Below are 19,623 nucleotides of genomic sequence, written 5' to 3'. Positions count from 1 at the left end.
AATGAACTTTGAAACAGTCATTGGCTTAGAGATTCACGTTGAGTTAAAAACAAACTCAAAAATCTTCTCTAGCAGTCCAAACCACTTTGGTGCGGAACCAAACACAAATACAACAGTAATCGACCTTGGTTATCCAGGTGTTTTACCAGTATTAAATAAACAAGTAGTAGATTACGCTATGCGTGCTTCTTTAGCATTAAACATGGAAATCGAACAGGAAACTAAGTTCGACCGTAAAAACTACTTCTATCCGGACAATCCGAAAGCTTACCAAATTTCACAATTTGATAAGCCAATCGGTAAAAACGGTTGGGTAGAAATCGAAATTCCAGCTAAAGGTGATACTCCAGGCTATAAAAAGAAAATCGGTATTACACGTCTTCACATGGAAGAAGATGCTGGTAAATTAACGCATGCTGATGGCTATTCTTTAGTGGACTTAAACCGTCAAGGTACGCCATTAGTAGAAATCGTTTCTGAGCCGGATATCCGCACGCCAGACGAAGCGTATGCTTATCTTGAAAAAGTAAAATCAATCATCCAATATACAGGCGTTTCTGACGTACGTATGGAGGAAGGTTCTCTTCGTTGTGATGCGAACATTTCAATCCGTCCATACGGTCAAGAAGAGTTCGGTACGAAAACGGAGCTTAAAAACTTAAACTCATTCAACTTTGTCCGTCGTGGTTTAGAGCACGAAGAAATCCGCCAAGCAGAAGTATTAATGGCTGGTGGCGTTATTGAGCAGGAAACACGCCGTTTTGATGAGAAAACAGGTAAAACAATTCTTATGCGTGTTAAAGAAGGTACAGATGATTACCGTTACTTCCCAGAGCCGGACTTAGTGCGTCTTTCAATTTCTGATGAATGGGTAGAGCGCGTACGTAACGAGATTCCAGAATTACCGGATGCTCGTAAAGCACGTTATGTTTCTGAATTAGGCTTAAATGATTATGATGCAAACGTACTTGTAGTAAACAAAGAGATTTCAGATTTCTTTGATGCAACTGTAAACGCAGGTGCTGATGCGAAATTATCAGCTAACTGGTTAATGGGTGATATTTCTGCATACTTAAATGCAGAACAAAAAGAGCTGAAAAATACAGCTCTAACACCGGAAAACTTGGCTGGTATGGTGAAATTAATTTCGGACGGTACAATTTCTTCTAAAATCGCGAAAAAAGTATTCACTGAGTTAGTAACGAATGGTGGAGACGCTGCGAAAATTGTGAAGGAAAAAGGCTTAGTTCAAATTTCTGATCCGGAAGTAATCCGTGGTTTCGTAACAACTGTTCTTGATAATGATGCAAAATCAGTAGAAGACTTCAAAGCTGGTAAGGACCGTGCGATTAAAGCACTTCTTGGACAAATTATGAAAGCTTCTAAAGGTCAAGCAAACCCACAATTAACAAACCAAATCTTAATGGAAGAAATTAATAAACGTTAATTTCTTCTTAGAAACGGCAGTCCATTTTTAAATTGGACTGCCGTTTTATTTTGGCTAAAAAAGGAATTTTCTTGAAAAATGACAAGTATAGGCTAATAATGGGGAATATATAAGGCGAGGTAGAGGGGGGAAATGTTCATGGAAAAAACATGGTGTATTGGACCACTCCAAATTATCCGGGAACAGCGGATAGAGGATGATTGTTACGCTGTAATTGAAGGTGGAAAAATAGTTCAGTTTTGCAAAAGGGATGAATTACCTGAAAAGGTCGATCTGGTAGAAACAAAGACAGCTTATAAAATGATGCCGGGGATGATTGATCAGCATATTCACGGAATATCAGGTGCTGATGTAATGGACGGAACGGAAAGCAGTCTAAATACGATAAGTACGGCACTTGCAAAACACGGGGTGACAACCTTTTTAGCGACAACGATGACTGCGGAAGAAAATCAAATCGAGCGTGTTGTACAAGCGATTGCGAATATGAAAAACAATGTAAAAGGTGCAAAAATTGCAGGCATACATTTAGAAGGTCCTTTCATTAGCCCGATTCAAAAAGGGGCACAGTCCGATCAGTTTATTATAAAACCTTCTGTAGAAATATTTGACCATCTAAACAGGTCTGCCCAATACGAAATTAAGCTTGTTACACTAGCGGCAGAGCTAGATAAAGGCCATAAGCTTGCAACGTACTTAAAACATAACGGCATTGTAGCATCCATTGGTCACTCAGATGCCACCTATGATGAGACAAAGGCATTATTGAGACAACAGCTTATTCAGAATGCCACTCATTTTTGTAATGGGATGAGGCCGATCCATCATAGGGAGCCCGGCTTGCAGGTCGCATTACTGCAAAGTGAGTGTATGCTGGAAATTATTGCTGACGGATTTCATATTCATCCGGACATGATTCGCTTTATTTACGACACGATTGGTGAAGACCGAATGATATTAATATCAGACAGTATGCGCGCAACTGGATTAACAGACGGTATTTATGATTTAGGTGGACAACAAGTCCGGGTAGAAGATGGCTTATGTAAATTAGTCGGGAGTGACGCGCTTGCTGGAAGTACGCTGAATTTAAACAAGGCCCGAAAAAATATGAAAGACTGGCTCGGATTATCAGATGTGACACTAGCTAAGCTGACTGCAACTAACAGTGCAAAGCTGTTAGGGTTGTTTGAAAATAAAGGGTCAATTGAAATTGGTAAAGATGCTGACTTTTATATAGTTAACGAAAACGAAGAAGTTGTATTAACTGTTTCAGAAGGAAAAATAATTTACGAAAATTTTAAAAAGGAGGGATTGCAGTGAATCTCATAAAAGGGGAAGCTGTGCGCCTTAATCCGCAGTTGAAAGGGAGTTTCTTTAAACTGGCAAATGATACTTTTGGTTTGAATTTTAGACAATGGGATGAGCTAGGGTATTGGAACGATACATATTGTCCTTATGTATTTGAAGTGGATGGTGAAATAGTAGCCAATGTTTCTACCAGTCATGGAACGATGATTTTGGATGGCAGGCAGTATAAAGCAGTTCAAATCGGAACTGTTATGACAAATCCAACATTCCAAGGAAAAGGATTATCGCGTCAGCTTATGGAAAAAGTTATGGAAGATCATGTGGATGCAAATATCATATACTTGTTTGCAAACAAAACAGTATTGGACTTTTATCCGAAGTTTGGTTTTGAAACTCGGACGCAATCTATATTTACTGTGAATAAAAAAGACATTGAACCGGTTTATACAGAAGTAAAGAAAGTTAACTTGGAAGATAAACCGACAAGAAACATATTTTATGAAACAACTGTGTTTAGAAAACCTGTTAGTCAGAAAATGAGTATGGTTCAAAATGAAAATATTGTGATGTTCCATGCATTGACCCAATACCAAGATTGTATTTACTATGTGCCAAACTTTCAGGCATTTGTCATTTTAAATGAAACAGCCCAACATGCGGAGTTAATTGATGTGATTTCTAAAGAGCCGGTTAATATACAGGAAATACTCGGTTGTTTACCAATTCAATCTGAACAGATCAGGCTGTGGTTTACACCGGATGATATAAAGCTTCCTGTCACGCAAGGTGTGTTCATAGATGATGGGGCTATGTTTGTAAAAAACCAAAAAGAAATTGTGTATCCTAATAATTTGCTTTATCCATATAGTGGATTGGCATAAAAAGTGGAGGTCCGTGAAAAATACAACGGGCCTCCATATTGCGGTTACTTTAATAATTTCGAAGTAATATTTAAAAGCCGTTTTTTCGCTTCACGGGCAATAGGTATTTCTTCTAAATCAAATCCGTGTGTACATCCTTGATAAATATCAAATTGGACTTGTACACGGGCTTGCTGTAGCTTATCCACAAACTCACATACTTCCTCGTAAAATAAATCGTGAGTTCCGATAAATGTATAAACAGGCGGAAGTCCTTCAACATTCGCATAAAAAGGCGATGCGTATGGAGAAATATTGTCGGTACCAGGTAAATAAGCACGCCAACTTTTTTTATTTTTTTCTGCATTCCATATAGCAGGTGAAGTAAACTTTTTATGAAATGGCCTTTCTTTTGCATCCAGCATCGGATACAACGGTAAAACCGCTGCTATTTTTGGCCCTATTTCATCTCGTGATTTTAAAGCAATGGCCAATGCCAAATTTCCCCCGGCACTGCCACCACTTACAATTATTTTCATTGGATCTATATTCAGACTACTTGCATGTTCACTAATCCACTTTAACAGCTCATACCCGTCTTCTAAAGCAGCAGGATAAGGATTTTCCGGAGCAAGACGATATTGCGGAATGAACACCACCGCCTGGAAATGTTGGACCAAATCTATTACATAAGGAACGCTGTCATCCGGATTGCCGAACACCATCCCTCCACCATGAAGCCAAATAAAGCACGGCATATTTTGTACTGCTTTCTTCGGCTGTATACGTATGACTCGTATACTTCCTATCAACATTTCTTCGATTGAGCAATTTTCAAGTTGGTAGTTTTGCTCTGAAAAATGGACAAATGTTCTGTTCATGATCAGTTGCTCGAATGTACGAGAATTTTTTAATTTACGATTAATACTTTCAAATAGTTCAGGGTGCAGTCCGTTCATAATGTTACAGCCTCCGATACTTTCCCTTGTTCAATTTTCTTAAAGGAACGAAGCGAGAATTTCATCACGAACAAACTAACCACACTTCCGGCAAATAAAGGGATTGCACCTGGCATAATGTTGAAAATGCCATAGATCAATACGATACTTAACGCATTTAAAATGACTGTGAAAGGCGAAGTAATCGTAAATAAAAATGCTTGTTTTATCATTGGCAAAAATGCTAGATCAAAATGGACGTATACAGGAAAGAAGAAAAACAACGTACCAAAAATGATAAAGGCAATGATGAAAGTTGGAATAAGAAGAATTGATAAAGAGTCAAACATATAAATAGCATAAAAGTCGATTGCTAAAATGAGCACGATAATATAGCTAATCACCGCATACCCATTTCCTCTAACCCACTCATTTTTATACACTTCCCAAAATGTTCGAGTAATCGGCTTATCAATATCGAGCAGAAATTGTCTTGTAATCGTAAATAATGCAATCGTCGCTGGAAACAGACCGAAAGCGAAAAGTCCGATCGCAGAAAAAAACAGCCATAGAAAGTTCAAGTAAATTATTTTTAATAGCTTAACACCAAAACTGTAAAAGCCGTCCCAAAATGTCATAATGATCCCCCCTTGCTATTATTATAAATTAAATAAGTCTGAAAAATTGTACAATTTAAATTAAGGACTTTTAATGGACTTGAGTTCCTCCTCGTTTTTTTGTAGTCTGGAAAAAATAGCTATTTTGCTATTTTTATACAGAGGGAAAATGAAAAGGGGGATGGGTTATGAGTAATACAATTTTTAAAAAGTTGGGACTGCTATTTTTAGTATTAGTGCTTTCTGTTGTTATGGCTGCATGTAGCGAAGATGAAACGACAACGACAGATGCGAATACCAATTCGGATAATGGAAGCGCTAACACAGATACAGAAGAGTCTTCAGGATTATCAGGTGAAATCACAGTTTGGGCACACCCTTATACAGACGGCTCAACAGGTGAAGGGGATATGTGGAAAACATTTGCATCGGACTTTGAAGCAGAAACAGGGGTTAAAGTAAACTTCGAACAAATTCCTTGGGCAAATCGTGACCAAAAAATCTTAACAGCTTTAGCGGCTGGTCAAGGTCCGGACGTATTCTATGTAATTCCCGACCAGATGCCACAATATGCAGAGCAACAATTAATTTTAGATATATCGCAATATGTTACAGATGAAGAGTTAAGCGGCTTCGTACCGACTGCCATCGAAGCAACAAGCTGGAAAGGCAAACAGTATGGGATGCCAATTTTACAAACGGCAGAGTCTTTAATTTATAACAAAAATATTTTGACGGAATTAGGCGTAGATGAAAACAGCCTTCCGACAACATGGGATGAATTTAAAGCTTTAGCTGAAAAGGCAAAAGCAGCAGGTTATTATGCTTTCTCATATGCAGGTGGAGGTTCTTTAAATAACACGCTTTATCCATTTTTATGGCAAGCTGGCGGTAACGTAATTGATGAAGATAATAACATCTTAATTAACAAGCCTGAAGCAGTTAAGTCATTTGAATTAATTAACGAAATGTATACAAAGGGATGGATTCCTCAAGATTCAATTACGGCGCTTGATCATGACTCACTGTACTTCGGCGGAAAATTATTAGCTGTAAATGGTTCTGGGATTTCGGTAAACCGTTTATTAGCTGAGAAGCCATTTGACTTTGTTATTGCTCCTCCATTAAAAGATGCAGAGCAGTTAACTTACGGTACTGTTGGGATGTTTGTAGGTTCGGCGATTTCTAAAAATCCGGAAGCTGCGGCAGAGTTCATGAAGTATGTTACAAACACAGATAACCAACGTACATTCAATAATATTACACAATATATCCCGACACGTGATGAAGCGAAGGATATTTTCGATTCACAACAATACATGGCTCAGTTAGCGGAGTACACACAATATGCGAAGCCAGGTATTATTCATCCAGAAGGCCGTAATATTATGCCTTTAGTTCAAGCGGAAATTCAAGCAATGTTAGAAGGAAAACAATCTCCTCAGGAAGCTGCGGATAAATCGGCAGACGCAATTGATAAGTTAATTAACAAATAATTTAAAAGGAGAGTTTGGTCTAGAAGATCAAACTCTCTCATTACTTCAAGTACAGAAAGGGTGAGGCATGTGACCTCTACAACTTCTAAACAATCACTTAGTGCACGGATAAAAAGAGAGCTAAATAAAAATTTGTTAGTCTATGTCGTGCTCATTCCAGTAATTATTCATTTTATCATTTTTCAAGTATACCCATTTGTTTTAAGTTTTTATTTAACATTTCATGACTGGAAAATTATCGGGGACCCAGAGTTCGTTGGGTTAAAACATTGGAAAAGTCTATTTGATGATGAAATCGCTTGGAAAGCAATATGGAATACTGTTAAGTTTTCCATCTATTATATAGTTCCGACAATGGCACTTGGCCTAATTTTGGCAGTAATCATTAATTCAGGGGTTAAATTTTCAGGGTTTTTCAAAGGGTTGTTTTTCTTGCCTGTTGTTACATCATTCGTAATTATCGCAGGAATTTGGGGATGGCTGTTCCGTGGGACAGAAGATGGCTTTATCAACTATTTAATCGGTTTTGTCGGTATTAACCCGCAGCTGTTTTTATCTAGTTCATCACAGGCACTTCTAGTCTTGGCAGGACTAAGTATTTTTAAAGTAGCGGGTACAACAATGATTTACTATTATGCGGGTTTACAATCCATCGACCGTCAATTGTATGAAGCAGCACGTATCGATGGTGCTAGTCCATGGAAAATCTTCTGGAAAGTTACATTCCCGATGTTAAAGCCTATCCACTTTTACGTGGCGATTACAACAACGATTGGTTCATTCCAAATTTTCGACTCGGCGTTCTTGTTAACGAATGGGGGACCGAACTACTCAACAACAACAATCGTGTATTACTTGTACCATCAAGGATTTACAAGCTTGAATTTAAGCTATGCAGCAGTTTTATCATATGTGTTGTTCTTTATCATTCTAATTATCTCGTTAATACAACGTAAATATATTGGGAAAGATCCAAATTATTATTAAGCTGGTGCGGGAAGGAGCAGATAAATGAAAAAAGTAATCTCTTATACAGCATTAGCAATATTAGCGGTCATTTTTATAATGCCATTCATCATTATGGTGTTCGGGTCATTAAAAGAAGTGAAACAGGCACAGATTGATCCGCTGTTTTGGCTGCCGACCAATCCATCAATCCAAAACTATATAACAATTTTTACAAATGGGATTTTTATACGGTGGATTTGGAACTCTATCGTTATTACTGTCATTCCTGTTATAACACAAATGCTGTTTGCGGCACTACTCGGTTATATATTTGCGAAAAAGCAATTTTGGGGTAAAGAAGCAATTTTTTGGATTTTCATGGCAGTCATCATGATTCCACAACAGTTATTTATTATTCCCAAATATATTATGTTCGCCGATTTTGGATGGATTAATACATATTGGGCATTGATTGTACCGGAATTATGGGCAATTATGGGGGTATTTTTAGTACGACAATTTTTACAGGGGATACCGAAAGATTTGGAAGAGGCCGCTTATATTGACGGTGCAAATGACTGGCAAATCTTCTTCAAGATTATCTTGCCGCTGTCATTTCCGGTAATTGCGACAGTAGGAACTTTTGCTTTTATTTCAAATTGGAATGACTTATTCCAGCCATTAATTTATTTAACAAATGAAAAGATGTTCCCTGTTACAGTTGGTCTTGCCTCGATGCTTGGAAAAGAAGGGAACTTCGGTGTCGAAATGGCAGGAGCAACAATTTCATTTATACCGACATTTTTAATATTTATTTTCTTCCAACGTTATTTTACAGAAGGGATTACAATGTCAGGTATTAAATAGGGGGATTCTATGAAAATAGGTATGATCGGAACAGATTCAACTCATGCATTAGCGTTTAGTGAAAGGCTGAAGAAAAAAGGTCATGAGCTATTCGCTTATCGCGGAGGATCTTTAATTGAATTAAGCAGAAACCGAATTGACCGAGTTTCAGGGGAGTTACGTAAAAATGGAATTCCTTTTATTACTACACTACAGGAACTAGCAAACATTTGTGATGCGTTTATCATTACATCGGTTGATGCCTCACAGCATTTCGAGCAATTTGCAGATTTGTCTGCATCTGATAAACCTATATTTATCGATAAACCACTGGCACAAAATTATGAGCAGGCGAGTTCTATTATAGAGCTTGCCAATGAAAAGGGAATACCTTTGATGAGCTGCTCAGCATTACGCTTTGCTGAAGAAATTCAACTGGCAAAATCTCATAAAAGCATCGAGGCAGTGGACATTATAACTCCTCTGCCGATGCTGCAGGAATTCGACTATTCCTACTATGGAATACATGCAATGGAAATGATCAGTGCGTTAAAAGGAACTTCTGTCAAAGACATAGCTGTCAACTTTAATAATCAGCAACACTTTATCACGTTAACATTTCAAGACGGGACAGTATCTACAATTCGCGGTTACTTACAGCATCATCAAAGTTTTCAGTTTGTAGCACATACACAGCAGCAAAGTGAATGGTTTGAAATTGCTGAAGGAGATATCCGATTTTATGATTACCTGATTGATGCGATAGTGCAATTTTTTATAGAGAGAAAAAGTGCCATTGATCAAACAGACACATTGCAAACAATTAAACTATTAGAACAAATAAAGTATGTTGCAAGCAAAAGTCACTGATTTTTTATATTTTCTAAAAACTGGATATAGTAGATGCGTTTAGGACGACCGCGGTGGGCTACCTTTTCCTCGCCGATAATATCAACAAGTCCTGCATCTAGCCATTTTAGTAGGATCCGATTTGCACTACGTAACGTAATGTTCAGTGTTTGAGCAAGTTCTTCGGCCGTATAAATAAATTTTTGGTGCTTCATAATTCTACCCATTAATTTGGATATATAGGAAGCAGACATACCGGCTTTTTCGGCCCGCTCCAATAATCTTAAATCCGTTATGACCAGCGGGTACTGTTCATAGTTAATAAAAACGGTCGTATCGATCGGACCGATTACACTATTGTCTTCACGTACGATATAACAAAGGTTTGGTCCGTTTTCATTTGCCTGGTAGAGAGCTTGTTTTGCATGACGTCCGGAATCATTTGCATTGATCCCAAAACCGACACCGATTGTGCAATTGATATGCAGCTCTTCCTTAAAGCGGGAAAGCAGCGGCAAATGTTTGTATCCTAAAGTTTCACGCTCAAATTGTCCACGTGTCGTAATAAAACTATATTGTAATGGATTCAACATGATTAAATGACCATCCATTTGCTGTGTGAACTGCTGCAGTATTTGCTCCACTTTAGACTGTTCTTGTTTAACGATTGATTCAAATTGAATTAAACCATATACAATCTGGCTTTCTTTGTTTTGTCGCCCTTTAGAAGCCAATAGGACCCTTTCGAAAGCAACAATCAATTCTTGCTTTGTCGGAATTAAATAGCGACATTCGATATTGTGCTCACATAATAATTCATAGACAGATGCAATCGTAGTTACAGGGTAGTAGCCAAGTTTAGCATGTCTCATATGATTATCTAATATGGCTTCAACTGTTTCGCCAACAGAAAACACAAAATCAATTTTATGTTGTAATTGATGTGTAATCGACAAAATGGTACTTTGTTGCAGCAAGTCAAAACAGTAATCTTTCTGTTCATTTTGTAATTTATGGGTTAACAGTAATTCGTAAAGCTGAAGCGCTCTACTATTAATTTGATAAAGTTGCAAAGAAGAATCATATAACTTTAATTGCTGAAAAATATAAGGATCTGCAGCGACAAGCATTTCATATTCGTATATAAATCGCTGTAACTCATCCGTCATTATAAAGTCTTGTGTTAAAAAATAGTGTGGCTGGATATTAGGGAATCCACGTAATGCTTCTTTAATTGTATCCTGCAAAATACCAGGAACAATAATCCCTATCATACTTTGTGAGGTATACGGAATTGCTTGATTCATAATGACTGTGCCTCCCAAAAATCCATATTAATATAATTTTACAGGAAAATTTTAGAATATTCAAATTACAAAGGGGTGACCGCTATGGAAACGGTATTACAATTAGAAGAATTTATGACAAAACCGTCCGTCGCATTAGTAGAGGATATAAAGAAAATAGATGGTGATATTTTAATTTTAGGGATTGCAGGTAAAATGGGTCCTACTTTAGCAAAAATGGCGAAGCGCGCTGCTGAAGAAGCAGGGATTGAGAAACGAATCATCGGTGTCGCCAGATTTTCAAATAAAGACATGAAAGAACAACTAGAGTCGGCTGGAATTGAAACAATTACTTGTGACTTACTGGATGAAGAGCAACTTGCTCAGTTGCCGGATATTCCGAATATCATTTTTATGGCTGGCAATAAATTCGGTACAGTTAATAACGAACATTTCACATGGGCGATGAATACATACGTACCTGGCCGTGTGGCGGATAAATTTAAAAACTCAAATATTGTTGTATTTTCTTCTGGTAACATTTATCCATTTACTCCTGTAACGGCAGGAAATTGCGGAGAAGATGTGACTCCTATTCCGGTTGGAGAATATGCAATGTCCACATTAGGAAGAGAACGTATTTTCACCAATTTCTCCAATCGTTTTCAAACAAAAATGCTCATGTTCCGTTTGAATTATGCAATTGATTTACGATATGGTGTGTTATTGGAAATTGCAAAATCTGTCTACAATAATGAGGCGGTTGATGTCACGATGGGCAGTGTCAATGTAATCTGGCAAGGGGATGCAAACGAATACGCGATTCGCTCGCTATTACATTGTGACTCGCCCGTAAAAATACTGAATGTAACGGGACCGGAAACCTTATCTGTTCGCTGGCTGGCGAAGGAGTTTGCAAAACGCTTTAATAAGGAAGCAATTATTATAGGGGTCGAACAGGAAACAGCATTATTAAATACAGCGGCTCATGCCCATAAATTATTCGGCTATCCCCGTGTATCCGTTGAGCAAATGCTTGATATGGTTGCAAATTGGGTGGAATTAGATGGTGCAACATTAAATAAACCAACGCATTTCCAAGAGAGAAAAGGGGCGTTTTAAATGAATGAAGCGGTAAAAAAGGCATTGTTTGAAGGTGCATTTATTCCGGCACATCCATTGGCGTTAAACGAAGACAAAACATTGGATGAGATAAGTCAGCGTGCCTTGACGAAATATTATATTGATGCGGGTGTCGGGGGCTTAGCTGTTGGTGTTCATACGACACAATTTGAAATCCGCGATCCGCAATACAACTTGTATGAGCGTGTTCTATCAATTGCCATAGATGAGATGAAAAAAGCAAATGTACCTGAATCCTTCATAAAAATAGGAGGTGTTTGTGGTCCGTTAGAACAGGCAAAAAATGAAGCGACAGTTTTAAAAACGCTTGGCTATGATTTAGCATTACTAAGTATGGGAGGACTGCAGCATTTATCAGAAGCGCAGTTATTAGAACGTACGAGAGAAGTTGCCAAAATCATTCCTGTAGTTGGTTTCTATTTACAGCCATCAGTTGGCGGGCGTGTATTCACCTATCAGTTTTGGTATGAACTTGCCAATATAGAAAATGTATTAGCGATCAAAATGGCGCCTTTTAATCGGTATCAAACATTAGATGTTGTTCGGGCTGTATGCAATAGCGAACGCCGGGATGAAATCGCTCTTTATACAGGAAATGACGATAATATCATTATTGATTTATTAACTGAATATGCATTTACTATCAATGGCAAAACCGTTAAAAAGAAAATAGTTGGCGGCCTGTTAGGGCATTGGTCAGTATGGGCAAAAACAGCAGTTCAATATTTTGATGAGATCAAGGCAATTCGGGATAAAGCACAAATTGGTGCAAGCTGGTTAACAAAAGCTATCGAAGTGACGGATGCGAATGCGGCTTTCTTTGACCCGGCACATGCCTTTAAAGGAAGTATTGCAGGTATCAATGAAGTATTGACGAGACAAGGGTTGTTAAAAGGAAACTGGTGTCTGGCAGACCATGAAGTATTAAGTGAAGGCCAAGCGGAAGAAATAACGCGTGTTTACAAAATGTATCCGCATTTACATGATGATGCATTTGTTAAACAAAATTTAGCAAAGTGGAAATCAGGTGAGAAAAGTGAAAGCTTTACAAGCACATGATGGTGTCGTGAAAATAGCTGAAATTGAACAACCTGAGCTTTTTCCAACAGGAGTATTAGTAGAAACCCATTATACTGCTGTTTCACCAGGAACTGAACGGTTATTAATTGAAGGAAGCAAACAAGGTGTACGTCAGCTTGGCTATAGCGCCGTTGGTAAAGTAAAGAAAGTTGGTCAAAGTGTTAAATCCGTTCAAGTAGGTGATATGGTTGCTTGCTATGGTGCACCTTATGTTGGGCATATGGAGCAGCTTGTTGTACCTGAACTATTAGTAGCTAAATGTTCTGCAGAAGTTTTGCCAAAGCACGCGGCATTTGCAGCACACGGTACGATTGCCATTCATGCTATACGCCAAGGACAGTTGCAGTTTGGTGAGTCGGTAGTAGTTATCGGGTTAGGTGTACTTGGACAAATGATTGCAAAGATTTGTACTGCTGCAAGCTATGATGTCATTTGCTATGAGCCCGATGAAAAAAGAGCTGTAATGCTGAAAGATACACCGGGCATTGAGGTTTTTTCGGATTTAACAAAAATGGAACAGCATATTATGAATTTTACAAACGGGCATGGTGTAGATGCTGTTCTCTTATGTGCTGGTGGCAAACATTCTGAAACAACTTCCCGTAGCCTTGAATGGGTTCGTAAGCAAGGGAGAATTGTTATTGTCGGTGATGTAGAACCGCAATTTAATCGAGAGCAATTGTTCATAAAAGAAGCGGTCATTACGATTTCAAGAGCTGGGGGACCAGGTCGTTATGATGTTCGCTATGAAAAAGAGGCAATTGATTACCCGTATCATTATGTTCGCTGGACGGAAGGACGCAATCTGGCAGCCTATATACGTTTATTGGAACGAAAGGCGATCGATGTTTCTGACTTTGTCCAACTGGAAATTCCTTTTGAAGATTCAGCCGGTGTGTATGACATATTAGAGAGCAGTGAGGCATTGACCGCCATCATTGAATATTCGGGAGGGAATTAACATGTTAAAGGTTGGTGTAATTGGAGGAGGATCTATTTCCGAGTACCATTTGAAACCTTATTTCGATAATCCCAATGTAGAGATTGTTGCAATTTGTGATAGTAATGAACGAAGACTACATGCGTTAGGAAAAAAATACTTTGTAAACAATTTATATTTAAAAGTGAGTGAGTTCCTTGCGAACGAGGAAATTGATGCAATCAGTATTTGCACATGGAATAATTCGCATGCGGAAATTGCAATACAGGCACTCCAACAAAACAAGCATGTTCTACTTGAAAAACCATTAAGTTTAACACTTGATGAAGCCTATGCAGTTGAAGCAGCGGTAAAAGAATCGAAAAAGATTTTACAAGTTGGCTACGTACGTCGATTTGCGACAAATGTAGGCGTTCTTAAAAAGTTTATTGATGCAGGGGACCTGGGGGAAATTTATTATGCGAAGGCTTCATGCATCCGCAGATTGGGGAACCCGGGCGGCTGGTTCAGTGATATCAAAAAATCCGGCGGCGGGCCATTGATTGATTTAGGAACGCATATGATCGACCTTTGCTGGTATTTAATGGGGAAACCAAAACCGGTTTCAGTTTCGGGGAATACGTATAAAAAATTGGGAAATCGCTCACATATAGAAAACTTATCTTTCTATAAAGCGGCTGATTATAACGCCGAGCACAATGATGTGGAAGATCTTGCGAATGCGCTCATTCGCTTTGAAAATGGTGCTTCCCTATTTGTGGATGTAAGTTTTACATTACATGCAAAACAAGATGAAGTATCAGTAAAACTTTATGGTGAAAATGGCGGAGCCGAAGTAGAACCGGAGTTGGCCATTATAAAAGAGCAGCATGAAACAATTATAAATATTACCCCGCAAATCGATATGTTGAGCTTTGATTTTGCTGGTTCATTCATTAATGAGATTAACCACTTTGTTGAGTGTTGCCTGAATAATGTGCAGCCCATTTCTACGGTGGAAGACGGGGTTGAAGTGACGAAAATGTTGGCGGCGATTTATGAATCAGCTGCAACAAAACAAGAAATAAAATTGTAGGTGATTACTAATGAAAATCGTATTGGAAAAAGACCGGCAGCTGCTCATGCATTCTCCGCTGTACCGCTTTACAAACGAAAACAGTGAAGAGCCTGATACCGTAACAATATTGCACCAGCCTGAAGTAGACGCATATAAGCCATTTTCAACTTCAGAAAAACAAGGTTTCGTTTATTTTGATTTATGGTCCTATTCATTTGCCATTCAATTACATCAAGTGTTGAAAGCACATGATATGGTAAAAGGCGTTCTCCGTCTGCGCAGAACAACGAATAACTTCTCGTATATTGAGGAGGATATCCTTGCCGTATCGGAATGGTTTGGAAATGTTCGAAATGTATCGGTGCGTTCGAATGAGATCGGTGAAAATCATTATACAATCGTTCTTTGTGAGTTTGGTGAATCGATCATGGCCCATTTAGAATATCGGACGGGTCAGGAACGTATTGAATTTGAATGGAGCAGTCATCTGCATATTGCAGAGTTTGATAGTTTACAAATGACGAGTGACAGTGACAACAATCGAAACCTATTCAAAAATATTGATGCAGTTCTTCAGTATGCGATTCAATGGAATGATGCCTATGATGAAAAACTTGCTGCTGTACGGCTGCTCCTGCAACGAGGTGAACTGCATTGAACATTGGGATTATGAGCTTTGCGCACATTCATGCAACGAGCTATGCAACGGCAATCGAGCGGATACCGGGCACGAAATTAACCGCTATTTATGATACCGATACGACTCGGGGCAAACAGGCGAGTAAGCAGTATGATGTACCGTTTTTTGCACATATGAATGAATTTTTGGCAGAGGATATTGATGTTGTGCTGATCTGTAGTGAAAATGTGTTTCATAAAGAAATGGTGAATGCTGCAGCAAAGGCAAAAAAACATATTTTGTGTGAGAAACCGATTGCTACGAATATTAACGATGCAAACGAGATGATAGAAGTTTGTAAAGAAAACGGTGTGCATCTGTCCATTGCTTATCCTGTCCGCTACAGCGCACCGATCCGAGATTTGAAAGCAGCCATTGATGCTGGTGAACTTGGTGAGATCGTTGCAATACGCTCTACCAATCGCGGGCAAAATCCGGGCGGCTGGTTTGTCGATGAGGAGTTGGCAGGTGGGGGTGCGGTATTGGATCATACCGTCCATATGGTAGATATTATGCGCTGGTATATGAACAGTGAAGCAATAGAAATTACTGCATTTGCGAATAACTATTTTACCGAACTTGATACGGATGACGCAGGAATTATGACAATTGTATTTGATAATGGAGTGATTGCTTCACATGATGCAAGCTGGTCACGGTTCCCGGAATTTCCGACATGGGGTGACGTGATGATTGAAGTAATCGGAACGAAAGCAACACGAAAAGTAGATGTGTTTAACGAGAAGCTCCAATTATATGGGAAGGGTAATAAATCGCTCACACATTTATATAGCGGAAATGATACCGACTTTGATTTAATTGTCGACTTTCTTAATTCTATTCAACAACAAAAACAACCGCTTATTTCGGGTCATGATGGTTTGAAATCTTTAGAAATTGCACTGGCAGCATATGAATCGAATAGCAGAAAGCAAGCAGTAAAACTATAAGACAATTCAAAGGATACTCATAACGGGTATCCTTTTCGTTCAATCAGAGAGCAATTAATGAAAGGGATCGATGCAGATGAATATACAACCGGATTATAAAAATGAAATTGAACAATTTGCATTTGAGGAACTAGAACGCTTTTATACGGGAGATAAACGAGTCATGTTGGAACGATTCAATCCATCACGGAATGGGGATGAATTTGAAATTGTTCAAACAGAAAATCATTATGTGATTCGAGGGAATACAAGCCGCGCCTTGTTGTACGGGGTATATAAATTGATTGAAAAAGTAGAAGGGCTTATATTTCTGGAATTAGAGAAAGAAAGAAAAATCGCAATCCAGGGGCTAACAAGTACCTATGAAGGAAAACCGAAGTTCAGTCGTCGAGGCAATGTATTTGAAACAATCGATGACATTCCTTTTTTAAAGAGCATGCTCGATGTTGGTACAAAAAACGGACTAAATGAAGTGTTCTTTACATTTTTCCTCTGGGATGAAGTAAAGGATGCACTTTTACCGGAAATTAAAAAGCGTGGAATTGATGTTACGTTAGGCGGGCATAGTTTACGTTATTTATTGGCAAAGGCAAAAGGAGTTACCGTTTCACGAAAAGCTGCTGCTGATGGGGCGGTAAATGATTTAGTAGGTGAGGAAACAGAATTTACGTCGGCCAATGCGCTAAAAAATCAGGACTTTTTACAGGATGAAAAAGCGCAACAATATGTCATTGACGTAATCGTATCTTATTGTGAAGCAGAACCTGTTATTCGCCGGATCTCCCTATGGCCGGAAGATGTAGGAGCAAAAGGTGAAGAAGCAAAGCTCTTTTTAACTCAATATATGACCTTCACTGAAAAACTCCAGCAAGCATTAGCCGGAGCTGGGCTACAGGTTGAAGTAGAGCATATTGTCTATAATGCTGGCCTAAGCTGGGAAATGCTTGAACGCAAAGAGCAGCAGGTGAGTTCTTCAAATGTTTTATATGCATATTGGGGACGTAATTATTCACAGAGTTATGCCTCACAGCGAGATCAGCGTGCATGGGAAAGCCTGATGGACTGGCGCAGTTCGACAGACAAACAATTTACGGTATTTGAATATTACAGTGACCACTTTATGCTAAGTGAACTTTTCCCGCTTTTATTTAAAAGGATAGCGACAGACATAGAGAATTATAAAGAGGCCGGCTGTGACGGTATGGTCAATTTAGTCGTTCCACTGCATAAAGTCGCAAAGGCACAGCCACATATGGATCAATATGATTATCAGCAGTACCAGCAATTTAACAATATCGTATTTGCGCGGTCGCTTTGGGAAGACGTTGAAACCGTTCCTCATTTACTGTCACCGGCAATGCAGCAGCTAGCTGAGAAAATTGAACAAGTTTTTGCACGAAATAGTCAGTATAACGCCATATTTTTCCCTGGCCGTGTTGTAGAAGCAAAAAACCCGGAAGCGAAACCTGAGGTACTGGAGTTATTGAAGAAGATGGAACATTTACTGGAACAGGCGCAATTGGAAGAGCCGCTTCAATATTATGTTGAGTCATTACAGCGAGTTGTTCAGGTTACGAAGTTACGTTGGGAGGCTTTATAAATGTGGGAATCGGTTTATTATTACCGTAAAAAAGAAAAGAGACAACAGCATTACAAGCAGGAAGTATTAATATATGGGGCGACACCGGCAGGCATTACAGCAGCCATTACATTAAAAAAGAAGGGACATGATGTTCGTATTGCTGAATGCAGCCGCTTTGTCGGCGGGATGACGACAAGTGGATTAGGGGCGACCGATTTAGGTGCTGAACAGGCGATTGGTGGTTTAGCAATGCAATTTTATGAAGAAATCGCACAACACTATGGAATTGAAAAATGTGTACGGTTCGAACCACATGTAGCAGAACATATTTTTAAAACTTGGTTACAAGAACATGAGATTGATGTTCAAACAGAGCAATTTATTGAAACTGTTCTTTGTGAAGACCAGCAAATTCAGCAAATCGTTATGACAGACGGCACAACCTATGAAGCGAAGCAATTTATTGATGCAAGCTACGAAGGTGATCTGCTGGGGCATGCAGGGGTCGAATACATTGTAGGAAGAGAAGCGAGCACTGTTTATAAGGAAATTTATAATGGTGTTCAATTTGGTACACAGCATCATAAATTTGAAAGTTTTATAGATCCGTATATTGAAGAAGTCAATCCGGCAAGCGGGCTATTATATGGTATTTCAGATGAGGTTGTGACAGAGCAAAATGGTGCGGGTGATCATCGTATTCAAGCATATAATTTCCGGATGTGTTTAACGAAGGAGCTAAAAGTGTCGTTCCCAAAACCGAACGGGTATGAGCGCAATCACTATGCACTGCTCCTACGTTATATTAAGGCAGGGCATTGGGATGCGATGAAGTTACATACACCTTTGATGAATGGAAAGACCGATTTAAATAATCATGGGGCATTTTCTACGGATTTCATCGGGATGAATTATACATTCCCTGATGCGAATTATGAAGTAAGAGAAAAAATGTATCAGCAGCACGTAACATATGTTGCAGGGTTACTGTACTTTTTAGCCAATGATGAAGAAGTACCGCTTGTTATTCGGGAAGAAGTGAGACAGTGGGGATTGGCTTCAGATGAGTTTATCGAAACAGGCAATTGGCCGCGCCAGCTGTATATAAGGGAAGCAAGGCGAATGAGAGGCGAGTATATCATGACAGAACACAATGCCTTGCAACGTATAATTTGCGAACAGCCTATTGCAATCGCATCTTTTCATATGGATTCACATCATTGCCGTCGTGTCGTCATCAATGGGCGAGTTATGAATGAAGGGGATATCCAAGTACCGGTAAAACCATTTATGATTGATTTGCGCTCGCTTTTACCGAAAAAAGAGCATTGTACGAACTTAATTGTTCCTGTATGCCTAAGTGCGTCTCACATTGCATATGGTTCAATTCGTATGGAACCGGTATTTATGATGCTTGGGCAAGGGGCAGGTACTGTAGCGGCAATTGCGCTACAGGAAGGGAAGGCCGTTCAGGATATTTTATATGAGCAAATAAGACCGCAGTTAATAGAGCAAGGGCTGGTTGTTGAATGGGATGAAGCCTTTATTGACGATCCGTTACGTCGAATGGAAGAAACATTTGGGGGGAAATAAG

General features: G+C 39.0%; 18 protein-coding genes. 15 read left to right on the top strand and 3 right to left on the bottom strand.

Annotated features, from left to right (window positions below):
* Window position 1 precedes the first annotated feature (1 nt).
* The 3 genes from gatB to MHH44_RS19050 all read left to right on the top strand — a co-directional run bounded on the left by gatB (window position 2) and on the right by MHH44_RS19050 (window position 3,639).
* Window positions 2–1,447 (top strand): Asp-tRNA(Asn)/Glu-tRNA(Gln) amidotransferase subunit GatB, encoded by a 1,446-nt coding sequence (gatB, locus tag MHH44_RS19060; protein WP_008409014.1) that lies wholly within the window; start codon window positions 2–4, stop codon window positions 1,445–1,447.
* 138 nt (window positions 1,448–1,585) lie between these two features.
* Window positions 1,586–2,770, top strand: coding sequence for an N-acetylglucosamine-6-phosphate deacetylase (nagA, locus tag MHH44_RS19055; protein WP_340799357.1), 1,185 nt, complete (start codon window positions 1,586–1,588; stop codon window positions 2,768–2,770).
* On the top strand, window positions 2,767–3,639 hold the full coding sequence (locus MHH44_RS19050) for a GNAT family N-acetyltransferase (protein ID WP_340799356.1): 873 nt from the start codon (window positions 2,767–2,769) through the stop codon (window positions 3,637–3,639). Before nagA ends, MHH44_RS19050 begins: the two co-directional genes overlap by 4 nt.
* A 44-nt stretch (window positions 3,640–3,683) precedes the next feature.
* On the opposite strand, the gene MHH44_RS19045 is transcribed toward MHH44_RS19050, so the two are convergent.
* Both MHH44_RS19045 and MHH44_RS19040 read right to left on the bottom strand, forming a co-directional pair.
* On the bottom strand, window positions 3,684–4,577 hold the full coding sequence (locus tag MHH44_RS19045; RefSeq protein WP_340799355.1) for an alpha/beta hydrolase: 894 nt from the start codon (window positions 4,575–4,577) through the stop codon (window positions 3,684–3,686).
* Window positions 4,574–5,194 (bottom strand): YesL family protein, encoded by a 621-nt coding sequence (locus MHH44_RS19040; protein ID WP_008409010.1) that lies wholly within the window; start codon window positions 5,192–5,194, stop codon window positions 4,574–4,576. The genes MHH44_RS19045 and MHH44_RS19040 overlap by 4 nt, the downstream gene beginning before the upstream one ends.
* 167 nt (window positions 5,195–5,361) lie before the next feature.
* On the opposite strand from MHH44_RS19040, the gene MHH44_RS19035 reads away from it, so the two are divergent.
* The 4 genes from MHH44_RS19035 (at window position 5,362) to MHH44_RS19020 (ending at window position 9,333) form a co-directional block, all read left to right on the top strand.
* Window positions 5,362–6,669: a sugar ABC transporter substrate-binding protein gene (locus MHH44_RS19035; protein WP_008409008.1), complete on the top strand. Its 1,308-nt coding sequence runs from the start codon at window positions 5,362–5,364 to the stop codon at window positions 6,667–6,669.
* A 69-nt stretch (window positions 6,670–6,738) separates the two neighbouring features.
* Window positions 6,739–7,656, top strand: a complete 918-nt coding sequence (locus MHH44_RS19030) for a carbohydrate ABC transporter permease (protein WP_340799354.1) — start codon at window positions 6,739–6,741, stop codon at window positions 7,654–7,656.
* 24 nt (window positions 7,657–7,680) lie between these two features.
* Window positions 7,681–8,484, top strand: a complete 804-nt coding sequence (locus tag MHH44_RS19025; RefSeq protein WP_014822600.1) for a carbohydrate ABC transporter permease — start codon at window positions 7,681–7,683, stop codon at window positions 8,482–8,484.
* A gap of 9 nt (window positions 8,485–8,493) precedes the next feature.
* Window positions 8,494–9,333: a Gfo/Idh/MocA family protein gene (locus tag MHH44_RS19020; protein WP_340799353.1), complete on the top strand. Its 840-nt coding sequence runs from the start codon at window positions 8,494–8,496 to the stop codon at window positions 9,331–9,333.
* Here the strand turns inward: MHH44_RS19020 and MHH44_RS19015 are convergent.
* Window positions 9,327–10,619 (bottom strand): transcriptional regulator, encoded by a 1,293-nt coding sequence (locus tag MHH44_RS19015; protein WP_340799352.1) that lies wholly within the window; start codon window positions 10,617–10,619, stop codon window positions 9,327–9,329. The genes MHH44_RS19020 and MHH44_RS19015 overlap by 7 nt on opposite strands.
* 84 nt (window positions 10,620–10,703) lie before the next feature.
* Between MHH44_RS19015 and MHH44_RS19010 the strand changes: the two genes are divergently transcribed.
* The 8 genes from MHH44_RS19010 (at window position 10,704) to MHH44_RS18975 (ending at window position 19,622) form a co-directional block, all read left to right on the top strand.
* Window positions 10,704–11,720 (top strand): NAD-dependent epimerase/dehydratase family protein, encoded by a 1,017-nt coding sequence (locus MHH44_RS19010; protein WP_340799351.1) that lies wholly within the window; start codon window positions 10,704–10,706, stop codon window positions 11,718–11,720.
* Window positions 11,721–12,800, top strand: a complete 1,080-nt coding sequence (locus tag MHH44_RS19005) for a dihydrodipicolinate synthase family protein (RefSeq protein WP_340799350.1) — start codon at window positions 11,721–11,723, stop codon at window positions 12,798–12,800.
* The gene (locus MHH44_RS19000; protein ID WP_340799349.1) at window positions 12,769–13,782 is read left to right on the top strand and encodes a zinc-dependent alcohol dehydrogenase; all 1,014 of its coding nucleotides are present in this window, start codon (window positions 12,769–12,771) and stop codon (window positions 13,780–13,782) included. The genes MHH44_RS19005 and MHH44_RS19000 overlap by 32 nt, the downstream gene beginning before the upstream one ends.
* 1 nt (window position 13,783) lies before the next feature.
* Window positions 13,784–14,836, top strand: a complete 1,053-nt coding sequence (locus tag MHH44_RS18995) for a Gfo/Idh/MocA family protein (RefSeq protein ID WP_008405497.1) — start codon at window positions 13,784–13,786, stop codon at window positions 14,834–14,836.
* Between the two features lie 10 nt (window positions 14,837–14,846).
* Window positions 14,847–15,476: a hypothetical protein gene (locus MHH44_RS18990; protein WP_008405498.1), complete on the top strand. Its 630-nt coding sequence runs from the start codon at window positions 14,847–14,849 to the stop codon at window positions 15,474–15,476.
* Window positions 15,473–16,447 carry a Gfo/Idh/MocA family protein gene (locus tag MHH44_RS18985; RefSeq protein ID WP_340799348.1) on the top strand — a complete coding sequence of 325 codons (975 nt, stop codon included), beginning with the start codon at window positions 15,473–15,475 and terminating at the stop codon, window positions 16,445–16,447. The genes MHH44_RS18990 and MHH44_RS18985 overlap by 4 nt, the downstream gene beginning before the upstream one ends.
* A 76-nt stretch (window positions 16,448–16,523) precedes the next feature.
* A complete protein-coding gene (locus MHH44_RS18980) occupies window positions 16,524–18,047 on the top strand; it encodes a hypothetical protein (protein ID WP_340799347.1) in 1,524 nt (507 codons plus the stop codon).
* Window positions 18,048–19,622, top strand: a complete 1,575-nt coding sequence (locus tag MHH44_RS18975) for an FAD-dependent oxidoreductase (protein WP_340799346.1) — start codon at window positions 18,048–18,050, stop codon at window positions 19,620–19,622. It begins immediately after the preceding gene.
* Window position 19,623: the final 1 nt, after the last annotated feature.

Origin of the sequence: Solibacillus sp. FSL K6-1126 (assembly GCF_038003445.1) — a bacterium.
Lineage (GTDB): Bacteria > Bacillota > Bacilli > Bacillales_A > Planococcaceae > Solibacillus > Solibacillus silvestris.
This window is presented reverse-complemented; position numbering and strand designations above follow the sequence as displayed.